The organism is Roseovarius gaetbuli (genome assembly GCF_900172365.1).
Lineage (GTDB): Bacteria > Pseudomonadota > Alphaproteobacteria > Rhodobacterales > Rhodobacteraceae > Roseovarius > Roseovarius gaetbuli.
In genome coordinates this window covers 14,357-41,338 of the sequence record NZ_FWFJ01000006.1, presented here as the reverse complement: position 1 = coordinate 41,338, position 26,982 = coordinate 14,357, and the positions used below count along the sequence as shown (strand labels likewise).

25 protein-coding genes are annotated in these 26,982 nt (G+C 61.5%); 8 read left to right on the top strand and 17 right to left on the bottom strand.

All coding sequences use genetic code 11. The features are described 5' to 3' along the window. Nucleotides 1-13: 13 nt before the first annotated feature. The 7 genes from ROG8370_RS04710 to crcB form a co-directional block, all read right to left on the bottom strand. A complete protein-coding gene (locus ROG8370_RS04710; RefSeq protein WP_085825922.1) occupies nt 14-1,312 on the bottom strand; it encodes an amino acid ABC transporter permease in 1,299 nt (432 codons plus the stop codon). A 3-nt stretch (nt 1,313-1,315) separates the two neighbouring features. Then, entirely contained in the window at nt 1,316-2,530 is a 1,215-nt protein-coding gene (locus ROG8370_RS04705; protein ID WP_085825921.1) for an amino acid ABC transporter permease, read from the bottom strand. Between the two features lie 148 nt (nt 2,531-2,678). Then, nucleotides 2,679-3,698: an amino acid ABC transporter substrate-binding protein gene (locus ROG8370_RS04700; protein WP_085825920.1), complete on the bottom strand. Its 1,020-nt coding sequence runs from the start codon at nt 3,696-3,698 to the stop codon at nt 2,679-2,681. Between the two features lie 175 nt (nt 3,699-3,873). Beyond that, entirely contained in the window at nt 3,874-4,614 is a 741-nt protein-coding gene (locus tag ROG8370_RS04695) for an ATP12 family chaperone protein (protein ID WP_085825919.1), read from the bottom strand. Nucleotides 4,615-4,618: 4 nt separating this feature from the next. After that, complete coding sequence (locus ROG8370_RS04690; protein ID WP_085825918.1) at nt 4,619-5,293, bottom strand: HAD-IA family hydrolase; 675 nt, start codon at nt 5,291-5,293, stop codon at nt 4,619-4,621. Continuing rightward, on the bottom strand, nt 5,290-6,333 hold the full coding sequence (locus tag ROG8370_RS04685; RefSeq protein WP_085825917.1) for an RluA family pseudouridine synthase: 1,044 nt from the start codon (nt 6,331-6,333) through the stop codon (nt 5,290-5,292). The genes ROG8370_RS04690 and ROG8370_RS04685 overlap by 4 nt, the downstream gene beginning before the upstream one ends. Beyond that, nucleotides 6,330-6,707, bottom strand: a complete 378-nt coding sequence (gene crcB, locus ROG8370_RS04680; protein ID WP_085825994.1) for a fluoride efflux transporter CrcB — start codon at nt 6,705-6,707, stop codon at nt 6,330-6,332. Before crcB ends, ROG8370_RS04685 begins: the two co-directional genes overlap by 4 nt. 202 nt (nt 6,708-6,909) lie before the next feature. Between crcB and ROG8370_RS04675 the strand changes: the two genes are divergently transcribed. Then, nucleotides 6,910-8,178, top strand: a complete 1,269-nt coding sequence (locus ROG8370_RS04675; RefSeq protein ID WP_085825993.1) for a glycerate kinase type-2 family protein — start codon at nt 6,910-6,912, stop codon at nt 8,176-8,178. 93 nt (nt 8,179-8,271) lie between these two features. Continuing rightward, complete coding sequence (locus tag ROG8370_RS04670) at nt 8,272-8,655, top strand: hypothetical protein (protein ID WP_085825916.1); 384 nt, start codon at nt 8,272-8,274, stop codon at nt 8,653-8,655. Between the two features lie 40 nt (nt 8,656-8,695). On the opposite strand, the gene ROG8370_RS04665 is transcribed toward ROG8370_RS04670, so the two are convergent. Beyond that, the gene (locus tag ROG8370_RS04665) at nt 8,696-9,439 is read right to left on the bottom strand and encodes an SDR family NAD(P)-dependent oxidoreductase (RefSeq protein WP_085825915.1); all 744 of its coding nucleotides are present in this window, start codon (nt 9,437-9,439) and stop codon (nt 8,696-8,698) included. Here ROG8370_RS04665 and ROG8370_RS04660 point away from each other — a divergent pair. Together ROG8370_RS04660 and ROG8370_RS04655 are read left to right on the top strand one after the other, a co-directional pair. Beyond that, entirely contained in the window at nt 9,438-10,727 is a 1,290-nt protein-coding gene (locus ROG8370_RS04660) for an amidohydrolase (protein WP_306372361.1), read from the top strand. The genes ROG8370_RS04665 and ROG8370_RS04660 overlap by 2 nt on opposite strands. Further along, nucleotides 10,720-11,865 carry a M24 family metallopeptidase gene (locus ROG8370_RS04655; RefSeq protein ID WP_085825914.1) on the top strand — a complete coding sequence of 382 codons (1,146 nt, stop codon included), beginning with the start codon at nt 10,720-10,722 and terminating at the stop codon, nt 11,863-11,865. Before ROG8370_RS04660 ends, ROG8370_RS04655 begins: the two co-directional genes overlap by 8 nt. A 70-nt stretch (nt 11,866-11,935) precedes the next feature. Here ROG8370_RS04655 and ROG8370_RS04650 read toward each other — a convergent pair whose 3' ends face one another. Further along, nucleotides 11,936-13,276: a UDP-glucose dehydrogenase family protein gene (locus ROG8370_RS04650; RefSeq protein ID WP_085825913.1), complete on the bottom strand. Its 1,341-nt coding sequence runs from the start codon at nt 13,274-13,276 to the stop codon at nt 11,936-11,938. 190 nt (nt 13,277-13,466) lie between these two features. Here ROG8370_RS04650 and glmM point away from each other — a divergent pair, with 190 nt between their 5' ends. Beyond that, nucleotides 13,467-14,807 (top strand): phosphoglucosamine mutase, encoded by a 1,341-nt coding sequence (gene glmM / locus ROG8370_RS04645; protein ID WP_085825912.1) that lies wholly within the window; start codon nt 13,467-13,469, stop codon nt 14,805-14,807. 213 nt (nt 14,808-15,020) lie between these two features. On the opposite strand, the gene ROG8370_RS04640 is transcribed toward glmM, so the two are convergent. From ROG8370_RS04640 to ROG8370_RS04610, 7 genes are all read right to left on the bottom strand, one after another. Further along, complete coding sequence (locus tag ROG8370_RS04640) at nt 15,021-15,392, bottom strand: hypothetical protein (protein WP_139838043.1); 372 nt, start codon at nt 15,390-15,392, stop codon at nt 15,021-15,023. Between the two features lie 361 nt (nt 15,393-15,753). Further along, nucleotides 15,754-16,017, bottom strand: a complete 264-nt coding sequence (locus ROG8370_RS04635; RefSeq protein ID WP_139838042.1) for a hypothetical protein — start codon at nt 16,015-16,017, stop codon at nt 15,754-15,756. Between the two features lie 182 nt (nt 16,018-16,199). Further along, nucleotides 16,200-17,951 (bottom strand): hydantoinase B/oxoprolinase family protein, encoded by a 1,752-nt coding sequence (locus ROG8370_RS04630; protein ID WP_085825909.1) that lies wholly within the window; start codon nt 17,949-17,951, stop codon nt 16,200-16,202. Then, the gene (locus ROG8370_RS04625) at nt 17,941-20,007 is read right to left on the bottom strand and encodes a hydantoinase/oxoprolinase family protein (protein WP_085825991.1); all 2,067 of its coding nucleotides are present in this window, start codon (nt 20,005-20,007) and stop codon (nt 17,941-17,943) included. Before ROG8370_RS04625 ends, ROG8370_RS04630 begins: the two co-directional genes overlap by 11 nt. Nucleotides 20,008-20,154: 147 nt before the next feature. Further along, nucleotides 20,155-21,906, bottom strand: a complete 1,752-nt coding sequence (gene rpsA / locus ROG8370_RS04620; RefSeq protein ID WP_281252692.1) for a 30S ribosomal protein S1 — start codon at nt 21,904-21,906, stop codon at nt 20,155-20,157. Nucleotides 21,907-22,043: 137 nt separating this feature from the next. Next, nucleotides 22,044-23,453 carry a KAP family P-loop NTPase fold protein gene (locus tag ROG8370_RS04615; protein WP_085825907.1) on the bottom strand — a complete coding sequence of 470 codons (1,410 nt, stop codon included), beginning with the start codon at nt 23,451-23,453 and terminating at the stop codon, nt 22,044-22,046. Between the two features lie 105 nt (nt 23,454-23,558). After that, the gene (locus ROG8370_RS04610; protein WP_085825990.1) at nt 23,559-24,209 is read right to left on the bottom strand and encodes a (d)CMP kinase; all 651 of its coding nucleotides are present in this window, start codon (nt 24,207-24,209) and stop codon (nt 23,559-23,561) included. Between the two features lie 108 nt (nt 24,210-24,317). On the opposite strand from ROG8370_RS04610, the gene ROG8370_RS04605 reads away from it, so the two are divergent. The 3 genes from ROG8370_RS04605 to arsC are packed head-to-tail and all read left to right on the top strand — an operon-like array spanning nt 24,318 to nt 26,049. Next, nucleotides 24,318-24,656 carry a DUF952 domain-containing protein gene (locus ROG8370_RS04605; RefSeq protein WP_085825989.1) on the top strand — a complete coding sequence of 113 codons (339 nt, stop codon included), beginning with the start codon at nt 24,318-24,320 and terminating at the stop codon, nt 24,654-24,656. Next, entirely contained in the window at nt 24,653-25,711 is a 1,059-nt protein-coding gene (locus ROG8370_RS04600; RefSeq protein WP_085825906.1) for a quinone-dependent dihydroorotate dehydrogenase, read from the top strand. The genes ROG8370_RS04605 and ROG8370_RS04600 overlap by 4 nt, the downstream gene beginning before the upstream one ends. Continuing rightward, nucleotides 25,708-26,049, top strand: a complete 342-nt coding sequence (arsC, locus tag ROG8370_RS04595; protein ID WP_085825905.1) for an arsenate reductase (glutaredoxin) — start codon at nt 25,708-25,710, stop codon at nt 26,047-26,049. The genes ROG8370_RS04600 and arsC overlap by 4 nt, the downstream gene beginning before the upstream one ends. A 3-nt stretch (nt 26,050-26,052) precedes the next feature. Here the strand turns inward: arsC and ROG8370_RS04590 are convergent, their stop codons facing one another. Continuing rightward, nucleotides 26,053-26,973, bottom strand: a complete 921-nt coding sequence (locus ROG8370_RS04590; protein ID WP_085825904.1) for a DMT family transporter — start codon at nt 26,971-26,973, stop codon at nt 26,053-26,055. Nucleotides 26,974-26,982 lie beyond the last annotated feature (9 nt).

Sequence of the window (26,982 nt, the reverse complement as noted above, 5' to 3'; positions counted from 1 at the left end):
TCTTAGCCCTTTCTTAACGATGATCTGTCGCGAGGCGGCGTTCCAGCCACTGCGAATATTGCGAAATGCCGTAGCACACGATGAAGAACAACGCGCCGGCGAACATGAACAACTCCCAGTACACCCCGGCCCAATCGGTCGAGGCAAGGATCGGCCCGCGGATCATGCCGATGATATCAAAGAGCGAAATCACCGAGACCAGGGTCGTGTCCTTGAACAGGCCCACTGCGATGTTCACGATGCCGGGGATCGAAATCTTCAAGGCCTGCGGCAAAACGATCAGCCGCATCTTTTGCGGATAATCGAGCCCCAGTGAATCGCCCGCCTCGTACTGCCCCTTGGGCAGAGCGGCCAGACCCCCGCGGATCACCTCGGCGATATAGGCCGAAGAGAACATGGTGATCATGATCACAACCCGCAGGAAAAGGTCGACGGTGGATTCAGGCGGAAAGAAATACGCCAGCATCACGCTTGCCACGAACAGCAAGGTAATCAGCGGCACGCCACGGATGAACTCGATGAAAACCACGCAGATCATCTTGACGATCGGCAGATCCGATTGCCGCCCCAAAGCCAGCGCAATGCCGATCGGCACAGACAGCGACACACAGGTCACGCCCAACATCATGTTGAGCATGAAGCCCCCGAGGTCGCGGCTTGGCACGGCCTCGAGCATCGCGTTGTCGGATGCGGTTTCGGGGATAAGAAGCCCGCCGATCCAAATGAAAGCCACAGCTGCGGCAATGCCCCCAAAGAAACCTGCCGCAAAGTTGCGAGCGACAAGTTTGCTATAGACCAGGTAGCCCACGACCACGCCAGCCAATGCCAACAGCGGATAAAGCACGCTGCCGCCCCAGATCAGCCAGTAGGCCAGGAACGGATATATCGCCGTAAAGAACAACAACTTGCGCGGCAGATCGAAAAACAGCACCGGCGCCGCCGCAACAAACAACAGCGCAAAGGCCAATCCCGGACGCCAGTAGAGTTCGCTCGGATAGGTGAAGCCGAACAACAACTGGTTCCATCGTTCGGTCAGGACCGAGAAACAGGCGCCGCTGGTGCCGTCCAGCACTTCGCGACAGGCCCGCAGGCTCTCGGTGTTCCAGACACCGTTCAGCATCCAGGGCATCGTCGCCGTCAGCACCAGATAGAGAACGTAAAGCGCCGCAATGGTCAAAAGCGTATTTGACCACGTGGCAAAGAGGTTGGTCCGCATCCAGAGCACAGGGCCACTGGCGGCCATTGGCGGCGCGGATTGCGGGATCGTCGTTTCGCGCACGAAGGCAACGGATTTTGCGTGTGTATCTGACATCGCTCAGCGCTCCTTCAGCCTGGTGGCATTGTTGTAGACATTCATCACCGCCGAAATAAGCAGCGAGATGATGAGATAGAACAACATCAGCAACAGCACGCATTCAATCGCCCGGCCGGTCTGGTTGAGGGTGATGCCCCCCAGGGTCGCGGTGATATCGGCGTATCCGACAAGGATCGCCAGAGACGAGTTCTTGGTGATGTTGAGGTATTGTGAAATCAGCGGCGGGATGATCACGCGAAGTGCCTGCGGCAGGACCACAAGGTTCATGACGCGACCGGGCCTCAGACCAAGGGCCGAGGCGGCTTCGGTCTGCCCGCGGCTGACGGCCATGATGCCGGCGCGGACGTTTTCGGCAATGAAGGCCCCGGTATAGATCGACAGAGCGAACCAGAGCGCAATCAGCGGCGCGCCGATCTGTGTGCCACCGCGAAAGTTAAAACCCTTGAGCGCAGGATATTCCAACCCAATCGGCGAGCCCATGATGAAAAACATCAGAACTGTCGGTACGATCAGGATCGCGATGGACGGCCACAGCATCGGCAGAAGGCGGCCGGTATCGAAAAGCAGCTTGGTCGCGTAGCGCCGATAGGCGAAGACACCGATCAGCGAGGCAAAGAAGGTCGCAACGACCACCATAGACCCTGCGCCCCAGATGGGCGCGGGAATATAGACGCCACGGTTAGTAAACGCCACGGCGTCAAACAGCATCGTGGCTGTCGGGGTCTCGCCGCGAAACGCATTCGGGGCCGGCATCGACACTGTCATGACCGTATAGATGATCAGGATCCAGATCAGCACGGGAATATTACGGAAAATCTCGACGTAAACCGACATCAGCTTGCGCACGAGCCAGTTGTTGGACAGGCGCAGAACACCGGCCAGAACCCCGAACACCGTCGCCGTAATACAGGCGAGGAAGGCAACAAGCAGCGTGTTGATTATCCCGACAAGCGCAGCTTGAAGGTTGGTCGACTGACTTGTGTAGGGGATAAGCGTCTGGTTGATGTCATATCCAGCCGCGCTGTTCAGAAACTCGTAAGAAATGTTCAGACCCTGCGCCCGTAGGTTCGCCATCAGGTTTGAACCCAAATACCAGAACGCCGTGATCAAAAGGATCAACGCGATGACTTGCATCGTGATGGACCTGTAACGCGAATCGTTCAGCAGCATAGAGAGCTTGAACGACTCCTGAGGAGGGTCGGTGAGAGTTGTCATTGAAATGTTCCCTGTGTCCCGAACTTTTTATAGGCGCATCTTGGTGATGCATGTCCGGTTCATTTTGGTCGTCTTGCTAGAGGCACCGCACTGCATTGCCATGAAATGCAGAGGGCGCGGAATGTCCGCGCCCTCTTGTGGTCAGGTTTTAGCGGAACGGCGGTGTGTAGAGAATGCCGCCATCGGTCCACTGAGCGTTCAGGCCACGGGCCAGACCGATCGGGGTTTTCTCACCGATGTTCTTTTCGAACAGTTCGCCATAGTTGCCACCAGCGGCAATCGCGCGCATGGCCCACTGGGCGTCAAGGCCGATCATCTCGCCAAGGTTGCCCTCGGTGCCAAGGATACGGTTCACTTCCGGGCTGCCGCCAGCGGCTGCGCCGAGTTCAGCAACATTCGCGCTGGTGATACCCAGTTCTTCGGCCGCGATCAGAGCGTTCAAAGTCCAACGCGCGATATCACCCCATTCGTTGTCGCCATGGCGCACGAGCGGGCCAAGCGGCTCTTTCGAGATGATTTCGGGCAGAATGACGTGCTCGGTCGGGTTTTCAAATGCCGCACGGGTCGAGGCAAGGCCCGACGCGTCTGTCGTGTAGGTGTCGCAGGCACCGGCAAGGTACTGCTGCTGGCCTTCAGCATTTGTTTCGATCGGAACGGGCTCGTATTCCATGTTGTTCTTACGGAAGAAGTCCGCAAGGTTAAGCTCGGTTGTGGTGCCGGTCTGGATACAAACGGTCGCGCCGTTCAGATCCTTGGCCGATGTCACGCCAAGCGCCTTTGGAACCATAAAGCCCTGGCCGTCGTAATAGTTCACGCCGACGAAATCGAACTTGAGATCGGTATCGCGCGAGAATGTCCAGGTGGTGTTACGCGCCAGCATGTCGATTTCACCCGACGCCAGAGCGGTAAAGCGGGTCTTGCCGGTTGTCGGCACGAATTCGACGGCTGTGGCATCGCCCAGAACGGCGGCGGCAACGGCGCGGCATACGCCAACGTCAAAGCCTTCCCAAACGCCGTTGGCGTCGGGGGCTGCGAAGCCAACCAGACCTGTGGTCACGCCGCAGTTCAGCTTGCCGCGCGCTTTCACGTCATCCAACGTGCCGGCAGCAGCAGCGCCAGCCGCAAGGCCAGCGACAGTCAGCGCACCCAAAAATACGGTTTTTTTCATGTTTACCTCTTCCTGATTTTCCACCCTTAAAGGGTGGTTCGTTCGGCCCCGATTGGCCGGTGTCATACTGTTAAAGGGGTGAGTGCCCCTATCAGTGCCCGCAAGTTTGTGTGGATTCATCACGAAACGTCAAGTCATAGTTCACGAAAAACACTGGCAAAACCAAGTGTTTCCCCTAGGTAAACCTAGACTGGCGTGGCGCGGCACCGGCCCGCGAAATGTCATAAAAGCGCTTGGCGTGCAGAAAGTCACTTTCTTTCCGCGACGCCATGAATAGCGCCTCTTCATCGCTACCCCATTGCTCTTGTTGCCAGGTTTCGTCCACCCGGGACAGCCCCCAGAGCGTTTCAGCCGGGTGCAGATCATGCAAAGCGGCAAAGCCAATCACCAGTGATCCGCTGAGGCTCACGAGATCGTGAAACGCGGTAAGTGCCCAAGAATCCAGCGCTTCCACCCGGTGATGCAGATGCGCAAGCGCGATCGGATCCTGGGGAGAATGCACAACACCCACAACCGGAAGGAGTTTAACCTTAAGGACCGAATCGGCCCAATCCAAGAGCGGGTCCCAGGCCTCGGCCTGACGCTCGGTCAATTCCTGGGGCGTTTCAGCCCGGTAACATACAAGATCGGCATCGCCGTAATCGGCAATCATCTGGGCCACTTCGGCGTGCTGGTGCGCGACCTTGTCGATCGCCGCATTGGCCGAGCGGGTATAGGGCATTTTCGACGGGTCGATCTTCTCGTCCACCGCATCCCATTCACGCGCGATTTCTTCGGCCAACGCGCGGGTTGGCACCACCAGCGGCGCCTTGGCGGGGGTCCGCACGGGGCGCGCGTCAAGATGCACGGCAAAACCGCCCGGTGCCTCGGTCACGGTTGCGGTCTTCCAGAACCGCTTGGCTTTCCATGCGCTCATCTCGTTATCTCCAAAGCTGGTCAAGCACGCCGGGCAAATCGCGAAAATCGCTCAGGATCGTGCTCGCTGCGCCAAGCGCCTCGGGGGCGTGATAGCCCCAGGTGACCCCGATCCCCCGCACCCCGGCGGCGCGCGCCATTTCCATGTCAAAGCTGGTATCGCCAATCATCACCGCGTTTTCAGGCGCAACCCCGGTCTCCGAGAGGGCGGCTTGAATCATCGAGGGATGCGGTTTTGATGGATGGTGGTCGCTGACCTGGCGGGTGACGAAAAGATGCCGCAGGTCATGCCCGTCCAAAAGCTTGTCCAGCCCGCGCATGGATTTCCCCGTGGCCACGCCAAGCAGGGTTTCGGGCACAGCATGCAGCGCCTCAAGCGTGTCGCGCGCATGTGGATAAAGCGGCGAAGAGACCGCCACGCCCGATTGCGCCCGAAGGCCCATATAGGCATCCTTATAGGCCTGCACGATCTCGGCATGGATCGTCGCGGGCAAATCCGGCGCCAGACGCGGGATCGCCACGTCAAGCGACAGCCCGACAATCCCCAGAACCGCCGAATGATCCGGCGCCGGGTGATCCGCGCGTTCAAAAGCATGGGTCATCGCCGCCACGATATCGCCCTGGCTATCGACCAGCGTGCCGTCGACATCAAAGATGACAAGCCGCAGCGGTGCCGTCATGCCATATCCTCAAGCGGGTCATCGGGGGCCTCGCTCGGGATCCATTGGAACATGTCCCAGGTGCGCTGCATATGCTCGGGCAAGGGCGCCGTGATATGCAGTACCGCCTTGCTGACCGGGTGCTCGATGGTGAGCGAGCGGGCATGCAGGTGCAATTTGCGGCTGATATCGCCGCCAAGCTGTGCGCCCCAGCCATCGCCAAGGTTTTCCTGCCCCGAGCCGCCGTATTTGCCGTCGCCGATGATCGGATGCCCGATCTCGGCCATATGCGCGCGAAGCTGATGGGTGCGCCCGGTGACCGGAATAAGCGCCATCCAGGCGGTGCGCCCGCCTGCGGCCTCGATCACCGCGTAATCGGTAGTGGCTGTCTTGGCGCCGGGGGTGGCGTCGACATCGCGCGGATGCACGCAGATCATCTTTTCCCCCTCGCCCTTGGCGCCATGCCCTGGCGCCTTGACCAGGGCATAGCGGATCGTGCCGATCCGCGGGTTGGGCACGCCTGCGACAGCGGCCCAGTAGATCTTGCGCGTGGCGCGATGCCGGAACGCCGCCGTCAACCCGCGCGCCGCCTCGCGGGTGCGCGCCAGAAGCAAGACGCCCGATGTGTCCTTGTCGAGCCGATGCACCAGTTTCGGCTTTTCCTCCATCCCGAAGGTCAGCGCCTCGGCCATGCCATCGACATGGCGCGACTGCTTGCTGCCGCCCTGCACCGGCAGGCCGGGGGGTTTGTTCAGCGCGATAATGTGATCGTCGCGGTAAATCACGCAGGACTGGATCATGCGCGCGTCGGCGGCACTGACCCGCGAGGTATAAACCTCGGGCTTGTCGCCCGGTCTTGGCAGCGGCGGAATGCGCACCTGCTGGCCCGCGACAAGGCGCGTGGCCGGTTTGACCCGCCCGCCATCGACGCGGAACTCGCCCTTGCGGCAAAGCTTTTCGATCTGAACCTGCCCGAGATGCGGGAATATGCGCCGCAACCAGCGATCCAGCCGCTGATCGCCATCATCCACCGCGACCGTCAATATCTGTACGCTGCTCATGCCCATACCATCCGTGCCAGCCAGACCCCGAGAACGAGCGCCGCCAGAGACAGTGTGACCGACAACAGCACATAGGCCGCCGCCGCGCCGAACTGTCCCCGCTCGAAAAGGGTATAGGCCTCAAGTGAAAAGGCGGAAAACGTCGTGAAACCGCCAAGAATTCCGGTCATCACAAGCGGATTGAGATAACCAAGATCGCGGTGGAAAGAAAGGACCATGAAAACCCCCATCAGGAAAGAGCCCAGAACATTGACAGTGATCACGCCCAAGGGAAAGCCGGGCCCGTTCACGCGCAACAGCGCAAGGGTCGCACCATAGCGCAGGCTGGCGCCGAACGCACCGCCAATCGCCACCTGAAGAAAGCTTGTCATCATGGCCGCGTCTGTCGCGCGCGCGCCCTTGATTGTCAAGCTGAACGCGCTCTGCGTCTGCGGCGCGCGCATGGCAAGGGCAGGATGCCTCCGGCGGGAGTACTTCTGGAACGATGAAAATGCGCGCGCCGGACGAGCGGGGCCTTTTGCCCATGATCCAAGGCCGCTAGGGTGCGCCCGGAGAGATGCCTTTGAGGATATGAACATGACCAAGCTGCCTGAGCCGCTGACCTTTTTGCGCGACCTGTTTGACCGAGCCGTGGCGGTGGCCGACCCGATGCAGAGCCTGCACCACGCCCTGCCGCCACGCCCCGAGGGGCGGCTGGTGGTGATCGGCGCCGGCAAGGCAAGCGCGCGCATGGCCGAGGCGGTCGAGGCGGTCTATGGCCCCTGCGAGGGGTTGGTGATCACGCGTTATGGTTACGCGCGCCCCTGTCAGGGCATTGAGATCGTCGAGGCCGCGCATCCGGTGCCGGACGAGGCAGGACTTGGCGCGACCGCAAGGATGCTTGATCTGGTGGCGAGGCTTGGCGAGGGCGACATGGTGCTTGCGCTGATCTCTGGCGGGGCCTCGGCGCTTTTGGTGCAACCTGCGGGCGAGATGACATTGGCCGAAAAGCAGGCGGTGAACGCAGCACTTCTATCCTCCGGCGCGCCGATTGGCCAGATGAACGTGGTGCGCAAACATCTGAGCCGGGTCAAGGGCGGGCAGTTGGCCGCGGCGGCCTATCCTGCGCGGCTGATGGCCTTGATGATTTCGGATGTGCCGGGCGACGATCCGGGTCAGATCGGATCGGGCCCGACCGTGGGCGAGACCAGCACCCCCGCCGACGCCCGCGCCATTCTTGAGCGGTTCAAGATCGAAGTACCAGAGGCGGCGCAGGTGGCTCTCGCGGGGCAAAGCGGAGTGATCGCGCCGGATGACATCCGCCTGAGCAAGGTGAAGAACGTGATTTACGCCGCGCCGTCGCAATCTCTTGCCGCCGCCGCCGATCTGGCGCGCGAGCACGGGATCACGGCGCAGAGTCTCGGCGACGCGCTTGAGGGTGAAGCCCGCGACGTGGCGCGCGCGCATGCCGCAGAGGCGTTGAAAATACAGGCAGGCTTTGGCGCAGGGGCCACGCCGGTGCTTTTGCTCTCTGGCGGCGAGTTGACCGTAACCCGGCGCGGCAACGGGATCGGCGGGCCGAACGCCGAATACGCGCTGGCATTGGCCCTCGCGCTTGACGGCGCGCCGGGCATTCACGCGATTGCCTGTGACACCGACGGCGTTGATGGCGCCGCAGAGGTGGCCGGGGCGATGATCGGGCCTGATACGCTAAGCAAGGCGCGCGGGGTGGGATGCGATGCGCAAAAGGCGCTTGCGGCCAATGACGCGCACGGATTTTTCGGCGCGATTGGCGATCAGGTGGTGACCGGCCCGACCCTGACCAATGTCAACGATTTTAGGGCCATCCTGATTTCGCCGACCTGACGTTGGGGCGCTTGGCGCGCGACCCGGTAAAATTGAGTCGCGTCCCGCTGCGGGATTTGCAACACTGAGGCAGTCTAAGCAAGAGGACCACCCATGCGCCGCAGATGTTTCGTCGCCGCTGTTTTGGCCACCACGCTGGCGCCCTGCCTGCCTGTCGCGGCGGCTCCTACCTCTGCCACGGCAGAGGAAATTGCCAGCCTTCTGACCGGCAATACGATTGTCGGCACTTGGTCGGGCACCCGCTATCGCCAGTATTTCGATGCCAATGGGACCACCACCTATTCAACCGAAGGCGGGCGCTCTGATGATGGCCGCTGGCGGGTCAATCCGGACACCAACGAATACGAGAGCTGGTGGCGCAGCACCGGCTGGACGCCCTATCTTTTGGTGCACACCGATGACGGCAGCTATGCTTGGGTCAACGGTGACCGGCTTGAAACCTTCGAGGTCCTGACGGGCAAACAGATCGAATGGTGACACCGCCGCGAGACGCGCTGTCAGGCGCGAAGATCCGCCCCTAGCGCAGGTCGGGCAGGCCGATACCGGTCGACTCGAAGCCGCCATCGACGGCGATGATCTGACCGGTGACATAGCTGGCCTTTTCTGAGCAAAGGAAGGTAATCATCGAGGCGATTTCATCCTCAGTGCCATAGCGGTTCAAAGGAATGGCGTCGTGATAGGCCGCGATGATCGCCGGGCTGTGCACCGCCATAGCAAGCTTGGTCGCCACCGGCCCCGGACAGACGCAATTGGCGCGCACGCCAAACTCGCCCAATTCCGCCGCCTGCTGTTGGGTCAGATGCTTAACGGCGGCCTTCGAGGTGCCATAGGCCACCCTGAGGGTCGAGGCCCGCAGACCCGAAATCGAGGCGATATTCACGATCGCGCCGCGCGCGGCACATAGCCCCTCGCGCAGGGCCTGACTTGTCAGGAACACACCATCAAGGTTGGTCTCCATGACCGTCCGCCAGCGGGCAAAATCGGTCTCGGCGATGGGGCCGAAATCGGCAACCCCTGCGTTATTCACAAGCGCATCAACGCTCTCGCTTGTTGCCATGACATGCGCCGCCATCTGCGCCACCTGATCGGGCTGTGACACGTCGCAAACCACCGGATCGACGCCCACAAGCCCAAGGGCGGCTTGTTCAAGCGCCGGTTCGTCGCGGTCGACCATGACCACACGCCAGCCCTGGTCGAGAAACTGCTTTGTGGTGGCAAGGCCGATCCCACGGGCGGCCCCTGTGACGATGACGGTTTTCATGACTGGCCCCTCCGGTGGTCTCATTGCCCCGGAGCTTACGCCGGATTTGCAGGTCTTGACCATAAGGCTTGAGCGGAATTGCGAAATCCGACAGGGTGGCGGGAAAAAGGGCGGCCCCGTGATGCATAAAACCGAAAACCTGCGTGATGAGATGATCGGCTGGCGGCATGATTTTCACCGTCATCCAGAGCTGGAGTTCGATCTCGACCATACCTCCGCGCGGGTCGCGGAGTTGCTTCGAGGCTTTGGCCTTGAGGTGCATACCGCGATTGGCCAGACCGGCGTTGTCGGCGTGCTGCAGAAGGGCAATGGCCCGCGCAGCATTGCCATTCGCGCCGATATGGATGCCCTGCCGATCGCCGAGGCGAACGGCTTTGCGCATCGCTCGGCCAACCCCGGCAAGATGCATGCCTGCGGCCATGACGGGCATATGACGATGGCGCTTGGGGCGGCGAAACACCTTGCCGAAACAGGGGATTTCAGCGGGCGCGCCGTGTTCGTCTTTCAGCCGAACGAAGAATTTGGCGAAGGCGCCGCCGCAATGATCGCCGATGGGCTTTTTGACCGTTTCCCGGTGGATGAGGTTTTTGGCATCCACAATATTCCGGGGCTGGCGGTCGGCTCCTTCGCGACCCGTGCCGGGCCGATCACCGCCGCGGAATCGCTGTTTGAGATCGAAATCACCGCGCGCGGTGGTCATGCCGCCCTGCCGCATATGGGGGTCGATGCGATCACCGTGGGGGCCGAGCTTGTTGGCGCGCTGCAAACCATCGTCGCGCGCAAGCTTGACCCGGCACAGAATGGCGTTGTTTCGGTCACCGAATTCGTCACCGACGGGCGGCGCAATGTCTTGCCCGGCCGTGCCACACTACGCGGGGATTGCCGCGCCCTGACCCCCGACACCAACACCGCGATCGAGGCGGCGATGCGCCAGATCGCGGCGGGCATCGCGGCCGCGCATGGCGTCACCGCCACGGTGAGCTATAACACGCTGTTTCCGCCCACCATCAACGCGCCGCAAGCGGCCCGCGCCGCCACCGAGGCCGCAAAGAGGATCGCAAATGTGGTGGACGGCGATTGCCCGCCCAAGCTTTTCTCAGAGGATTTCGCGCATATGGCAGCGGCCGTGCCGGGGGCTTTCGTGCTGATGGGCAACGGGGTTGAGGGCAGCCATGCGCAACCGCTGCACTCGGCGGATTATGATTTCAACGATGCCGCCCTTGTGCCCGGATCATCCTTTTGGGTCGCCCTGGTCGAGCAGCAATTGAAAGGTGAGGCCGATGTATGATGCCCGCATGAATGCGCTGCGTGCGCGGATGAAAACCGCCGGGATCGACGTGGCGCTGATCACGGACGATGACAACGTTTATTACCTCACCGGGTATTACGATTACCTGCATATGGAATTTGGCCGCCCGACGATCCTCGTGGTGCCGCGCGAGGGCGACACGCTTTTGATCACGCCGGTGATTGATCTTGTGATGGCCGAAGCCGCCGCCAAGGTCGACCGGATTGCCGCCTGGAACGATGGCGCGGGCGACGAGTGGCGCGCCGAACTGCCCGCGGCCCTGCGCGGCGCGACGCGCGTGGGAATCGAGCCCGATCAAATGCCGCCGCTTGTGCGCGGTTATGTCGACACGCTGGTCGAGGGCGCAACGCTGGGCAATGTCACTCCCTTGCTGGCCGACATGCGGATGATCAAGACACCGCAGGAGTTACAACTTGCCCGCCACGCCGGAGAAGTCGCTACCGCGATGATGGCCGCCGGGCGCGCCGCGATTGGCGCAGGCGTGGCGGAATTCGAGGTCGCCCTTGCCACCACAGAGGCAGGCACGCGCACCGCCGCCGCCTTGCTCGCCGCGCATTACGATGATGCCGATATGTCGCCCAACACGCATTTCCTCCAGATCATGGCCTCTGGTCCCGAGATCACCAAAACCCACCACCGCGCCAGCACGCGGGTGATGCAACGCGGCGAGCCGGTATTTTTGTGCTTTTGCGGGATGACCAATTTTCACCGCTTCAAGCTTGGCTTTGACCGGACCTTCTGGATCGGCGAGATCGCGGATAAATCACAGGCCGCCGTCTATGAGGTCGCCCTTGCCAGCCAACAGGCCGCGCTTGCCGCCCTGCGCCCCGGCGTAAGCGCCGAAAGCGTGCATGCCGCCTATGGCGAGGTCATTCAGGGCGCGGGCTACGACTATCCCTTCCGCTGCGGGCGCGCGACAGGGTACAGCTTTCTCGAAAAGCCACAGCTTGTGACCGGCGATAGCACGATCCTGCAACCGGGCATGGTTCTTGCGGTCGATGGCTCGGTCAGCGTCGCGGATTTCCGCGCGCAGGTGGGTGATAGCTTTATCATCACCGAAGACGGCTATGAACAGATCACCGAGCATCCCAAGACGATCGAGGATGTCATCCTTTGACATCCGGCCTCGGGGGCGGCAACGCGCGGTTTTCAGACGTTACCGCCACCTTTGCGGTGACCCGCCGAAATCAGCTATCGCCCTCTGCCGGTTTGCGGGCAAACCCTGCGCGACCGATGCTTTCATAGGCTTCAAAACCGGCGCGCTTGGCATCCTGAATCGAATAGATATTGCGCAAATCGGCAAGGCAGGGGGTGTTCATCTTGCGCGCAATGCGTTTGAGGTCGAGCGCGCGAAATTCGTTCCACTCGGTCAGGATCACCAGAAGGTCGGCGTTATGCGCGCATTTATAGGGATCTTCCTGCCAGACCACACCGGGCAAAAGCGCCTCGCCTTCGCGCTGCCCCTGCGGGTCGGCGACCCGCACCTTGGCGCCGGCCCCCACCAAGGCGGGAATGATCGTCAGGCTGGGCGCGTCGCGCATGTCGTCGGTGTTGGGCTTGAAGGTCACGCCAAGCACGGCGATGGTCTTGCCGTTAAAGCTTCCGTTGCAGAGATCGAGAAGCTTGTCGATCATCCGGCGCTTGACCTCTTCGTTGACCTTGATGACCGTTTCGGTGATCTGCATCGGAAGCCCGTGGTCCTGTCCGATCCGGGCAAGGGCCTTGGTATCCTTGGGAAAGCACGACCCGCCATAACCGGGCCCGGCATGCAGGAATTTATTGCCGATGCGACCATCAAGGCCCATGCCCTTGCTGACCTGTTTCACATCCGCGCCGGTGCGTTCGCACAGCGCCGCAATCTCGTTGATAAAGGTGATCTTGACCGCCAGAAACGCATTGGCGGCATATTTGACCATCTCGGCGCTTTCCAGATCGGTGGTCAGGATCGGAAATTCGCGCAGGTACAGCGGGCGATAGATATCGGCCATCACCTCTGCGGCGCGCTCTGTCTGCACGCCGACAACCACGCGGTCGGGCTTCATGAAGTCGTCGATCGCGGCCCCTTCGCGTAGGAATTCGGGGTTGCTGGCCACATCAAAATCAAGGTCCGGACGGGCCTTTTTGATCACCTGCTTGACCTGGCGATTGGTACCGACGGGCACGGTGGATTTGGTGACGATCACTACGTAATCCTTCGCCGCATGGGCGATCTCTTCGGCAGCGGCCATCACATAGGTCAGATCAGCATGCCCGTCGCCGCGCCGCGTCGGCGTGCCCACGGCGATGAAAACCGCCTCGGCGCCGTCAATGGCCGCCGCAAGATCGGTGGTAAAGGTCAGCCGCCCCGCCTCGACATTCTTGGCCATGAGCGTATCAAGGCCCGGCTCGAAAATCGGCACTTCGCCGCGCTCCAGCATGGCGATCTTTTCAGGGTTCTTGTCGACGCAAACCACATCATGCCCGAAATCCGAAAAACAAACCCCGGACACAAGCCCGACATAACCGGTCCCGATCATTGCAATTTTCATGTTTACCACCCCTCGCTTTCGCCGCTGATATTGGCCTGTAATGCGGTGCACTGGCAAAAGTGTCAACGACGACAGGACGCGGCAAATCGCCAAGGACGCAGCTATTGGACAGAACAGGCGCGGCGTTGTAAGAGGGCAAGACTAGCGCCGGGCCACTGGCCCTATCAAAACATTGCTCAGGAGCGGATTTATGGGTCAGAAACTCTTTGGGACAGATGGCGTGCGCGGACGCGCGAACAGCTGGCCGATGACCGCCGATATGGCGCTGCGTCTTGGCGCTGCGGCGGGGCGCTATTTTCGCCGCGACCAGCACGAGCACCGCGTCGTGATCGGCAAGGATACGCGGCTTTCCGGCTATATGATCGAATACGCGCTGACCGCAGGTTTCGCCTCGACCGGTGTGAACGTCCTGTTGCTTGGCCCGGTGCCCACCCCCGCAATCGGGTATCTCACCCATAGCATGCGCGCCGATGTCGGCGTGATGATCTCTGCAAGCCACAACCCCGCAAGCGACAATGGAATCAAGCTGTTCGGTCCCGACGGCTTCAAGCTTAGCGACGAGGCAGAGGCCGGCATCGAGGCGCTGTTGGACACGGGTGTCACCCCTGCCGTCCCCGACAACATCGGTCGCGCCAAGCGCATCGAGGACGCGCGCGGGCGCTATGTGGAATATGCCAAAACCACCTTCCCGCAGCGCAAGCGTCTGGATGGGCTGCGCATCGTTCTGGATTGTGCCAATGGCGCGGCCTATCGCACCGCCCCCGAGGTCCTCTGGGAGCTGGGCGCCGAGGTCATTGCCATCGGGGTTGAGCCAAACGGGCGCAACATCAATCTCGATTGCGGCTCGACCCACCCGGAAACGGCAGCGCGCAAGGTTGTGGAAACCCGCGCAGATATCGGCATCTGTCTGGATGGCGACGCGGATCGCGTGGTCCTTATCGACGAAACCGGGCGCGTCGCCGACGGCGATCAGATCATGGGCCTGATCGCCAGCCGCTGGGCGCAGGAGGGGCGGCTTGCGGGCAATACTCTGGTGGCCACGGTGATGTCCAACCTCGGGCTTGAGCGCTATCTTGAGGGTCAGGGCGTTGGCCTCAAGCGCACCGCCGTGGGCGACCGCTATGTTGTCGAGGCCATGCGCGCCGACGGGCACAACCTGGGCGGGGAACAATCGGGCCACATCGTGATGACCGATTACGCCACCACCGGCGACGGCCTGATCGGAGCGCTGCAATTTCTGGCCTGCATGGTGGAAACCGGCGAAAAGGCAAGCGCACTTGCCCGCGTGTTTCAGCCGGTTCCCCAAAAGCTCATCAACCTGCGCTATTCCGCCAGCACCGCGCCGCTGGAAACCGACGTCGTGCAGACCGCGATTGCGAAGGCCGAAAAGGATCTGGGGCGCGACGGCCGCCTTCTTATCCGCAAATCCGGGACCGAGCCGCTGATCCGGGTGATGGCCGAGGCGATTGACCCGGCCCTGCTTGACCGGGTGATCAACGATGTCGTGAGCGCCGTCAAAACCGCGATCTGACCTGTCCCTATCTGACCGCCAATGCGCGTGGGTTTCACCCACCCTACATTAGCAGGATAGGTATCGCGGCACAAAAAGCGCGTGTGTCAGCTCGGCCAGTTCGTTGCCGAGGGCAATGGCCTGTAAGGACGAGGTTGTTATCCGGGCCATTTTCGTCGTGATTGGCAGCGATCCGGTTATAGAAATCCAGCGCGTGACCGGCCTGAGTGCCAGTTAGGATATCGCCTGTACCAACAAACCAGCCGCGCAGGAGGTCGATGCCGCTGTCGGTGCCGCGGTAGGAAAGCACAGTCCCTTTTGTCGGCGGATTGCCCGCAGCAGCGCGCCGCGATCATGGTCATCGCCCATCAGATCCCAATAGGCGCGCTCGGCCATCTCATTGCTGCCGATAAGTGCAAACAGGTATCGGCCGTCACCCAGATCGGCGACAACCGCCTCACCGCGCACATCATACTTGCGCTCAGCGCCTTGAACGGCCCGCGCATCATGCCGCCAGCCTTGCGACAAAACGCGTCGCATATCGAATGAAACGGCTGGTCCGCTAACAGGCCGACCTGATCTCAGCCTGTTGAAATAATACTCCATTACAAATTAACCCCTTAATCCCAACCAACCAGATGAGCCGAACCCTCTCTTAGTTTAGGCCGCCAGTGGTGCCAAAAACTCTGACGACGGGCAGCCATCTTTCGATTTTTTGAAATCCGCCATTATCTCACCCCATACACTTCAAACTGAAAAATATTTTTCAGACGATCGGCAATCCGGCCTTCTATCGCAGGCCAGGCGGAAATAGCGTTTTCCTGCGCATATACGCGAAGCAAAGCTTGGCCCAATTTCGCACTACCCACACATGTTTTTTCTCAGGGAGTTTGCAACTGAACACCGTTCTGGCGATGCCCTGCCGAACAACCGCATACTCTGCTTCATCATTCGGCGTGGCTCTGGTCTAGAGCATATATTTTGACCTCTTCACGCTCTCGCCATTTTCCAGCCTGTGCGTCAACTGCCAGACTTCGCCCTGCTTTGCCAGCAAACGGCATCCTTCGATATTCTTGGTATAAGTATGTCGACTGACCGAATGGACCACAAAGCTGAACCGATGCGGTATCTGCTCGTCCGGCTCGACAACGATCAACCACTTGTAGCCTTTCCACTGGTTGCGCTCGACCATCAGAAAATCGCTGCCCCGATCTGGCACTTCAACGGTCACCTCGCCGTATTTAGTTTCGTATTACAACAGACCTTTGGACAACGAATACTGAGATTTCAGGGGCTCATACACAGACCAATCCAACCACTCACCTTCGCCGTCTTTATCCCGGGCGGTCGCCTCGCCAACAAGAGCTGCGTCTGTGTCATCAGAGCAGACGTGGGTTTCACCCACTCTACGCCTTAACCCGACCGGCCAGATCGCAGCACTCGCGTTGCCTCAACATCAACGGCGCAGGCAGGGCCATCCTGCAACACCACGCCAAACAAGGCCTCGCCCTCGGCCCGGGTATACCGCCCAAGCCTGACATCTTCGGACACCGCCGATGGATCGCGGGCAAAGGGGTTGCCATAGCCGCCTCCGCCGGGGGTACGCACGCAGACCCTGTCACCCGGCGCCAGCGGAATATCCTGTTCCTTCGAAAGGTGCACCGGCACATGCGGCGCACCCGCCTGCCAGACGGTCACCTCATTGACCGCGCCATCAGACCCGCCAAGCGCGCCCTGCGGCCCGAAGCGCCCGTGATCCATCACGAAACTGGCCTGCGCGGCCCCCCGGCGCAACTCGACCTCGTATTCAAGGCCGAAACCGCCGCGATGCTTCCCCGCCCCTCCCGATCCTTCGCGCAGCGCGTAGCGGTGATAGAGCACCGGAAAGGCCTGTTCCATCACCTCGACCGGCGGCGCCTTGGATATGCCGATCGTCGAGCAGCCATTGCTAAGCCCGTCGCCCATGACAGAGCCGCCATAGCCGCCGCCAGACAGCTGATACATCACGAAATCGCGGCCTTTTTCGGGGTCATGCCCGCCAAGCGCGAAATTGCCGCTGGTGCCCGCAGGGGCGGCAGTGACCCGCTCCGGCAAAGCGGCCACAAGCGCGGCAAAGACCGCCTCGGCGATCCGCTGGCTGACCTCGGCGGCACAGCCAGAGACCGGGCGCGGATAACGCGCGTCGAGAAAGGTGCCCTCGATCCCCGTCACGCGCAGTGGCTCGAACGCGCCGGCACTGATCGGGACCTCGGGGAAGATATGGCGCATCGCCAGGTAAACCGAGCTAAGCGTCGTCGCGCGCACCGAATTCATCGGCCCCCGGCAGGGCGCGCTTGAGCCGGTGAAATCAAACAACAGATCCTCGCCCTCGCGGGTCACGGTGAGCTGGATTTCAAGCGGTTCGTTCACCACGCCGTCGCTATCGACATAGGCGGTTGCACGGTGCGTTCCCGGCGCGATCCCGTCAATAAAGCTGCGCATCTGCGCCGCCGCGCGGCTGCGCAATTCGGCAATCGCCGCCGCAACCACATCATCGCCATAGCGATCCAAAAGCGCATCAAGCCGCGCCGCGCCAAGATCAAGCGCCGCCGCCTGCGCCGTGACGTCGCCAATCCTCTGATCGGCGACGCGGATGTTGGAGCAGATGATGGCGTAAATCTCGGCGTCCATCACCCCGCGCTTGAACAGCTTTACGGGCGGCAGGCGCAGCCCCTCTTGTTCGACCGACGTGGCCGAGGCCGAAAACCCGCCGGGCACAGCGCCCCCGGTATCGGGCCAGTGCCCGGTATTGGACAGCCAGCAAAACAGCGCGCCATCGCGGTAATAGGGCCGCGCAAAACGCACATCCATCAGATGTGTGCCGCCAAGGTAAGGGTCGTTGACGATATAGATATCGCCCGGTTCCGGCGCACCGGCGCGGCCCTCCTTGATCATCGAGATCAGGGTGCGGGTAGAATATTGCATCGTCCCGACAAAGACCGGCAAGCCGCCCACCCCCTGGGCAATCAACGCGCCATCAACCGCGTCATAAATCCCGTCAGAGCGGTCATTCGCCTCGGCGATCACCGGCGAAAAGGCGGCGCGCGAAAACGCGAGATCCATCTCGTCGCAGACCTGCTGCAATCCGGCCTGAATGACCGACAGGGTGATCGGATCAAGCGTCATGACGCTGCCCCCCGATATGAATGATGATATTGCCATGCGCGTCGCCGGTGGCCACATCGCCCGGCTCGATCAGGGTGGTGGTGTCCATCTGCTCGATCACCGCCGGGCCGGGCATCTGAAACGCCAGCGGCAGGTGATCGCGCCAATAAATCGGCGCCTCGTGCCAAGCGGCGTCAAAATAGACCTGCCGCCGCCCGGTCTCGGCCTCTTGCATCGTGGCGCGGCGGCTCGTCGGGTCGATCAGCGTCGAGAGGTCCAGCGGCGCGCGCGCGCCGATCACCGAGCAGTTGGCGTTGACAAGGTTGGCGCGGATGTCGGCAAGCCTGACCCGGAAGCGGTTGAAATAGGCCGCCTCGAACAGTGCATGAAGCGTCGCATTGTCCACCGAAGGCCCCGGCAGATCGACCCGGAGCAAATGCGTCTGGCCGATAAACTGCATATCCACCGAATAGAGATAGCGCCGCCCGCTGAGATCAATTGTCTCGCGGTCGATCAACCGGTCCCCCTCGGCGGCCTGCGTGGCAAAGACCTCGGCCAAGGCGCCCTTTGGCAGGGCATCAAGCGGCGTGTTCAGCGTGCGCACGAAATCATGGCGCAGATCGGCCACGACACAGCCGATGGCGTTGGTGATGCCGGGGCGCGCAGGCACAAGCACGCGCGGCAGCCCCAATTCCCGCGCAAGGGCGGCGGCATGCAAGGGCCCGGCGCCGCCAAAGGCAAACAGCGCAAAATCGCGCGGATCGGCCCCAAGCGACAGCGACACCATGCGAATGGCCCCGGCCATCTTGGTGTTGGCGATACGGATCACCGCCTCGGCGGCGGCGGTTACGTCAAGGCCCAGGGGATCGCCAAGGCGGGCCGCGAAGACCCGCGCCACCGCATCGGGCGCGATAGCCCCGGTTTTGGCAAGCTGCGCCGGATTAAGCCGCCCGAGGATCAGATTGGCATCCGAAATCGTCGGCTCTTTGCCGCCGCGCCCGTAACAGATCGGGCCGGGCTGTGCGCCGGCACTCTCGGGACCGACCTCAAGCAGACCGGCGGCATTCACGCGCGCGATTGATCCGCCGCCCGCGCCAACGGTGCGCACATCGACCATCGGCACATGGATCGGCATGGCATATTCGATCTCGATCTCGTTTGACACGGCCGGTTCCGCCCCCCGGATCAGCGCCACATCGGTCGAGGTGCCGCCCATGTCATAGGTGATCAGGTTCTCCATCCCCGCCAATCGCCCGGTATAGGCCGCCGCCATCACGCCAGAGGCCGGACCCGACATCACCGTCTTGGCCGCCTCGCGCGCGACGGTGCGCGCCGACACCATGCCGCCATTGCCGTTCATCACCAACACATCGCGGGCATAGCCCCCTGCCGCCAGCTCATTCGTGAGCCGGGTCAGGTAACGCGCAAGGATGGGCTGGACGCTGGCATTGACCGCCGCCGTCACGCCGCGTTCAAACTCGCGGCTTTCCGACAGGATCGCATGGCCCATGGTGATGTGATCATTCGGCCAGATCGTCGCAAGAATTTCGGCAGCGTGACGTTCGTGATCGGGGTTGGCATAGGCGTGCAGGAAATGCACCACCACCGAGATACAGCCCTGATCCAGCAGCTGTTGCCCGGCGGCCAGAACCGCGGCCTCATCAAGCGGCGTCACGACCGCACCGGCCGCATCGACACGCTCGGGCACCTCAAGGCGCAGGTCGCGCGGGATGATCGGGGTGAACTGCCCGGTCATGCCATAGGGCTGTGGTCGGGTGCGACGGCCCAGTTCAAGCACATCGCGAAACCCGGCGGTGGTGATCATGCCGGTGCGGCTTAGCTTGCGTTCAAGCACAGCGTTGGTGGTGGTGGTCGTGCCATGCACGATAAGGTCGAGCGTGCCCAGATCACAGTCAGCGGCGGCAAGCGCCTCGATCACGCCATGGGCCTGATTGTCGGTGGTGCTTGGCACCTTGGCAAGACGCACGGTGCCGGTCTTTGGGTCGAGCTGGACCAGATCGGTAAAGGTGCCGCCGACGTCGATCCCGGCCATCTGCCCTGTTTTCCGCTTGTCCATCTGCCCGCCTTTGCCCCGCTTTTGCCCCAGCTTGGCGAGCGACAGGCAAAAGTCAACGCGCTTGGACCGATGCGCCGGGTTCGCAAAGAAAAACGGCCCCGCCAATCAAGGCGGGACCGTCCAATCTCTGACCAAAGCCGGGTGGCCTTAGTCTTTGTCGGCCTTCAGGGCCGCGCCAAGAATATCGCCCAGCGAGGCGCCCGAATCGGACGAGCCATACTGTTCGACTGCTTCTTTTTCTTCGGCAATCTCACGCGCCTTGATCGACAGGCCAAGACGACGGGTCTTGGCGTCGACATTGGTCACGCGGGCGTCGATCTTGTCACCGACCGAGAAACGCTCGGGGCGCTGTTCGGCACGGTCACGGCTGAGGTCGGAGCGGCGGATGAAGGATTTCATGCCTTCATATTCCACTTCGATCCCGCCATCTTCGATCGCGGTCACGGCAACGGTGATGATCGAGCCACGCTTCACGCCACCAACGGCTTCGGCGAACTTGTCACCGCCAAGCGCTTTGATCGACAGCGAAATACGCTCTTTCTCGATATCGACTTCCGAGACAACCGCCTGAACCATATCGCCCTTGCGATAGTTCTGGATGGCCTCTTCTCCGCGCTCGTCCCAGCTCAGGTCCGAAAGGTGAACCATGCCGTCGATTTCGCCTTCGAGGCCAATGAACAGACCGAATTCGGTGATGTTCTTGACTTCGCCTTCGACCTCGGTGCCCTCGGGGTGTGTTTCTGCAAACACTTCCCACGGGTTGCGCATGGTCTGCTTGAGACCAAGGCTGACGCGGCGCTTGGCACCGTCGATTTCCAGAACCATGACTTCGACTTCCTGGCTCGTCGAAACGATCTTGCCGGGATGTACGTTCTTCTTGGTCCAGGACATTTCCGAAACGTGAACAAGGCCTTCAACGCCGGGCTCAAGCTCAACAAATGCACCGTAATCGGTGATGTTGGTCACGCGGCCGGTGTGCACCGATTCCAGCGGATACTTGGCAGCAACCAGATCCCACGGATCTTCCTGCAACTGCTTCATACCAAGGCTGATACGGTGGGTTTCCTTGTTGATCTTGATGACCTGAACCTTGACGGTTTCGCCAATCGCCAGGATCTCGCTGGGGTGGTTCACACGGCGCCATGCCATGTCAGTCACGTGCAGCAGGCCGTCAACACCGCCCAGATCAACGAACGCACCGTATTCGGTGATGTTCTTGACCACGCCCTCGACGTTCTGACCCTCGGTCAGGTTGCCAATGACTTCGGCGCGCTGTTCGGCGCGGCTTTCTTCCAGGATGGCGCGACGCGACACAACGATGTTGCCACGGCGACGGTCCATTTTCAGGATCTGGAAGGGCTGCTTGAGCCCCATCAGCGGGCCGGCATCGCGCACGGGGCGCACATCAACCTGCGAACCGGGAAGGAACGCAACAGCGCCGCCCAGATCAACAGTAAAGCCACCTTTGACACGGCCAAAGATCGCGCCTTCAACGCGCTCTTCGTCGGCATAGGCTTTTTCGAGACGATCCCAGGCCTCTTCGCGGCGGGCCATTTCACGCGAAATGACAGCTTCGCCACGCGAGTTTTCGGCCGAGCGCAGGAAGACTTCTACCTCGTCGCCAACGGCGATTTCAGGGGCTTCACCGGGATTTGCGAATTCTTTAAGATCGACGCGACCTTCCATCTTGTAGCCTACGTCGATGATGGCCTGGCCCGCTTCGATTGCGATGACCTTACCTTTGACAACGGACCCTTCGTCGGGCGTGTCCATTTCGAAGCTTTCGTTCAGGAGGGCTTCGAATTCCTCCATCGTTGTGTTCTGAGCCATGTGGTCTCTGGTTTCCTTTACAAAATTTTTCTGGCCGCGCGGTTGTCTCCGCAGGTCTTGGTGTTTCATTGGTCAAAGACGGAACGCAAAACAAAGAGGGCCGGTTGTCCCGACCCTGCTCAATCTCAATGTGCTGCGGTGGTTTCCACCTTCTCGACGAGGCGTCTATAGCGCCTGGCAGAGCGACAATCAAGCCATTCCTGCGCCTAAGCAGCGGGCGGCTCAGTGACCTCTAACCGGTGCACAGCGTCCAGTATCGCCTGATGACCCGGAACATAGTGTTCTGCCAAATGAACGCAGACCGGAACCCACTTGAAATAGGTTCGGCCATTTCCCAAAGGCGGCGATTTATATCTATCCTCAAGTAAACCGCGAAGTTCTTGGCAGTTGTCATCAATGAACTTGTTCGCTTGATGGCCCCGCCTTCTTTCAGCGTGATCATCGCCAATATCAAACGGCTCTGAGAAATTTTGTGCTACATCAGGCGTAAGTCTAACACGCGAGAGAAACCTTTCTGAAATCAATTCCCGGCCATTAGGCTGACGTCCAGATGCATCCTTGAAAGCCAAGAAAACCAATAGCGCACAATCCAGAGGTTCATGGCGATAACACCGCAATGCCAGTTCAACCTTCAACAACACCCGCTTGATCTGGCGCATCGACAGTTTGCTGACCGGGGCCAATTCTCCGGCAAGATCGGCGGCCCGCGCCACGCTGAACTCCTGATGCACGCCATAAGGAATTTCCAACGGCAATTGCGCCACAAGGTGCTTGGTCGCCGCCGCTATCGCTGCATCTGTCTGCGGCAGCTGCAGACGAATATCGACGAACTTGTCGAGATAGCGCTCGCCCTCGACAAATGACCCAAATCTCTTGGCGGCCACGTTTTCAAGGTAATCGGCATTCACCATGAGGCAGAACACAAAGCCCTTATGATCAAACACCAGCTTCATCGCCTCAAGCAAGGCAATTGCATACTCCGGGTGACAGCGATCCAATTCGTCGATGAGGATCACGATGCGTTTTGTGTCGCTGTCGTTGGTCAAAGCGGCATGCAAGGCAGAAAGCTGTTCCGGAAGCTCTTTTTGGCGCACCTGTTCAGAGGCAAGCTGTGCGGCAATCAAATCACCGGCAAGCTTTGACATGCCATTGCCGACATCCTCTACCACGTTCTCCAGCGCTGAAATGCCTTCCACCTGATCTGCGGCAGTGTCCGTGACATATTCAATCACCTCATCCGCAGCACTGCGCGCAAGCATGCGCGCAACGGTCCGCGCGCCGAGGCCCGCAATCTTTTTGCCGCGTTCAAAGGCATCTTGCCGCGCTGTCTTGTCTTCAACAGGCAACACATTGATGAGAGCGCCGACAAAGCTAACGACCGGATCGCCGGAGTGATCGGATTGCTGTGCATCAATCTCGACAACAATCTCGCCCATCTGGCGCAGATGCTCGGCCCAAGCCTTGCGGAAGAATGTCTTACCGCGCCCAAAGCCCGCTTCAATCGAGATGACTTTGGCCTCGTCTATCGACGCGATGAGGTTGCCGAACGTCTCGCCGATTGCCGTGTAGCCCAGAAGGTCTTCACTCCAAGGGTCCAGCGGTAAAGTTGCATTCATCTAAATAACTCTTTGGCAAAATATTACTGCCAGATGATTGCCTACGCCCAGTTGCTCTGCAAGGCTATTTTACAATATGGGGTTGAGCTAACGGCGCGTATTTTCTCACGTTTGACCGGATTCTGTGCCATGTTGCGCCTGATCGGCTGCGGCAAGGCCTTTGGTGACAAGATCAATCGCGGCTTGCACGGCTGCCTCGATCGACATGGCGGAGGTATCCAGAAGGATCGCGTCATCGGCGGGTTTCAAGGGCGCGGTGGCGCGGGCGCTGTCGCGGGCGTCGCGGGTGCGCAGGTCGTTCAGCACCTCTTCGACCGTGATCTCGTGCCCCTTTTCGCATAACTCCTTGTGGCGGCGGCGCGCGCGTTCGTCGTCGCCTGCGGTGACATAGAGTTTGACCTCGGCGTCCGGGCAAATCACCGTGCCGATGTCGCGCCCGTCAAGCACAGCCCCGCCGGAACGCCGGGCAAAGGCGCGCTGAAAATCCACCAGCGCGGCGCGCACCTCGGGGATGGCGGCGACGCGGCTGGCGGCCTGTCCGACCTCGGGGGTGCGCAGATCATCGGCCTCAAGGTCCGCCGCCTGAAGGCTTTGCGCGGCCTCGACCGCATCCAGCCCCTGCACCATCCGCCGACCGGTGGCGCGGTACAAAAGCCCGGTATCAAGATGGGCAAAGCCGAAATGCGCCGCCACGGCCCGGCCAATCGTGCCTTTGCCCGCCGCCGCAGGCCCGTCTATCGCAATGGTAAAGGCCATCGGTGCCATCCTCTTTTTCCCGGGCCATCTAGCTAGCCGATTGCCGCCAAAGGCTCAAGCATCGCTTGACGCTTGACCCGGATGGATTGGCAAGGCATCACCACGGCCATGCAGATTTACAAGATTTTCCGCGCCCCCGAGTGGGCCGACCTGCGCGCCAAGGGCGAAACGCCCGGCGCGCCGGTGGATGTGGCCGATGGCTTTGTGCATTTCTCGACGATTGAACAGGCGCCTGAGACCGCCGCCAAGCATTTCGCCGACGAAGACGGCTTGATGCTTGTCGCGATCGAGGTGGACCGGCTTGGCGATGACCTAAAATGGGAAGAATCGCGCGGCGGGGCTCTGTTTCCGCATCTATACCGCAACCTGCGCCTTAGCGATGTGGCCTGGGCGCAGCCGCTTCCACTTGTGGGCGGCGCGCATCAGTTTCCCGCAGGTCTCGCATGACACCGCTGGAGCGGATCGGCCTTGCGGCCCTGCACCGGTGCGATCCCGAGACCGCGCATGGCCTTGCGATCAAGGCGCTGCGCCTAGGGCTTGCGCCCCAGCCCGGCCCGGTCACCTCGGCGCGGCTCAGGACCGATCTGGCGGGGATCGCCCTGCCCAACCCGGTGGGACTGGCCGCGGGGTTTGACAAGAACGCCGAGGCCCTCACCCCGCTCTCGCGTGCGGGTTTCGGCTTTATCGAGGTCGGCGCCGTCACCCCCCGCCCGCAGCCGGGCAACCCCAAGCCGCGCCTGTTCCGCCTGAGCGAAGACCGCGCGGTGATCAACCGTTTCGGCTTTAACAACCTCGGGATGGAGGCCGCCGCCACCCGTCTGGCGATGCGCCCCAAGGATGCGGTGATCGGCCTTAACCTTGGCGCCAACAAGGACAGCGATGACCGCGCCGAAGATTTCGCCCGCGTGCTTGGCCATTGCGGCGCGCATCTGGATTTTGCCACGGTCAATGTCTCAAGCCCGAACACCGAAAAGCTGCGCGATCTGCAAGGGGCCGAAGCGCTCGCCGCGCTTCTAAAAGGGGTGATGGAAACCCGCGACTGGCTGCCCAATCCGATCCCGATCTTCCTCAAGATCGCGCCTGATCTTGACGACAGCGAGCTGTCCGAGATCGCCGATGTGGCGCGCGCCTCGGGGCTGAGCGGGATCATTGCCACCAATACCACGCTTTCCCGAGACGGGCTTCAAAGCCCGATGAGGGATCAGGCGGGCGGGCTCTCTGGTCAGCCGCTGTTTGAAAAATCCACCCGCGTTCTGGCGCGGCTGTCAGAGCTGACGGGCGGCGAAATGCCCCTGATCGGCGTCGGCGGCATTGCCAGCGCTGACCAAGCCTATGCCAAGATTTGCGCCGGGGCGAGCGCGGTTCAGCTTTATTCGGCATTGGTCTATCAGGGCCTGTCGCTGGCGGGCGAGATTGCCCAAGGGCTTGATGCCCTGCTTGCCAAGGATGGCTTCGCCAGCGTCGCAGAGGCAGTTGGCAGCAAGCGGGGCGACTGGCTATGATCACGCTCTGGCACAATCCGCGCTGTTCAAAATCGCGCGCCGCGCTTGCGCTTTTGCAAGAGGCGGGCGCGCCGCTTAGCCTGCGTCGTTATCTCGAAGACACCCCCGATCTGGCCGAACTCCGGCGCGTGCAGGCCCTCTTGGGCGGGGATGTGATCGACATGATGCGCCCCGGTGAGGCGCGCTTCAAAGAGCTTGGCCTGACCCGCGACAGCGACGCCGAGACGCTTTTGGCGGCGATGGTCGACAATCCCATCCTGATCGAGCGGCCCATCGCGATCACCACGACCCGCGCCGTCCTTGGCCGCCCCCCCGAACAGGTGCTTGACCTGCTCTAGTTGCTAGACCGGCGGCACCGGACGGCGCGGCCGCCGCCCAAGGTGACGTTCGCGCAGGAACACGAAAAGCCCCGAGGCCACGATCAGCGCGATCCCGGCAAAGCTTGTGCCATCGGGCAGGTCGTCAAAGATGTAGAACCCAAGCACCGTCGCCGCCACGATCTCGAGGTATTGCAGCGGGGCAAGCAGAGACGCAGGCGCAAACGACAGCGCATAGCTGATGCAGACATGGCTCAGCGTGGCAAACAGCCCGAGGACCATCAACAGGCGCAACTCTCTTGCCTCGGGCCAGGACGGATCAAGCGGACCAACGCCCGAGCCGTTGAATATCCAGAGCACCGGCAAGGCAAGACCCAGCGCCGCAAGCCCGGTATAGGCCTGTAGGGTGATCGGATGCATCCGCGTCGCCATCTTTCGCGTCAGGATCATGTAGACCGCGAAACACCCCGCCGTCACCAAGGGCAAGAGGGCCACCGCTCCGACATCCTGAAAACTGGGGCGGATGATCATCATCGCGCCGACAAAACCGATGGCGCAGGCGATATAGCGGCGCGGGCCGATCGGCTCGCCCAGCAAAAGCCCGCCAAGAATGGTCAGGATGAACGGCTCGACGAAAAAGATCGCGATAGCATCGGCAATCGGCATCGCCCTGAGCGCCGTGAAAAAGCAACCCGTTGCCACAAGCATCAGCCCCGAACGCACCAGATGAAGCCCGAGTTCGCCCAAGCGCGGCCGATGCAGCCACCCCGCCAACGCCGCCAGGGGCATCAAAAGCGCCACCTGCACGGCAAAACGGGTCGCCGCCACCTGCCCCACCGCCAAAGCATCGCCAATCAGCTTGGCGCAGGCATCCATCATCGGCGCGATGATGGCGAACCCCACCATCAGCAGAATTCCAAGGCTGGTGCGCGCCGGGCTATCCATCAAGCGCGA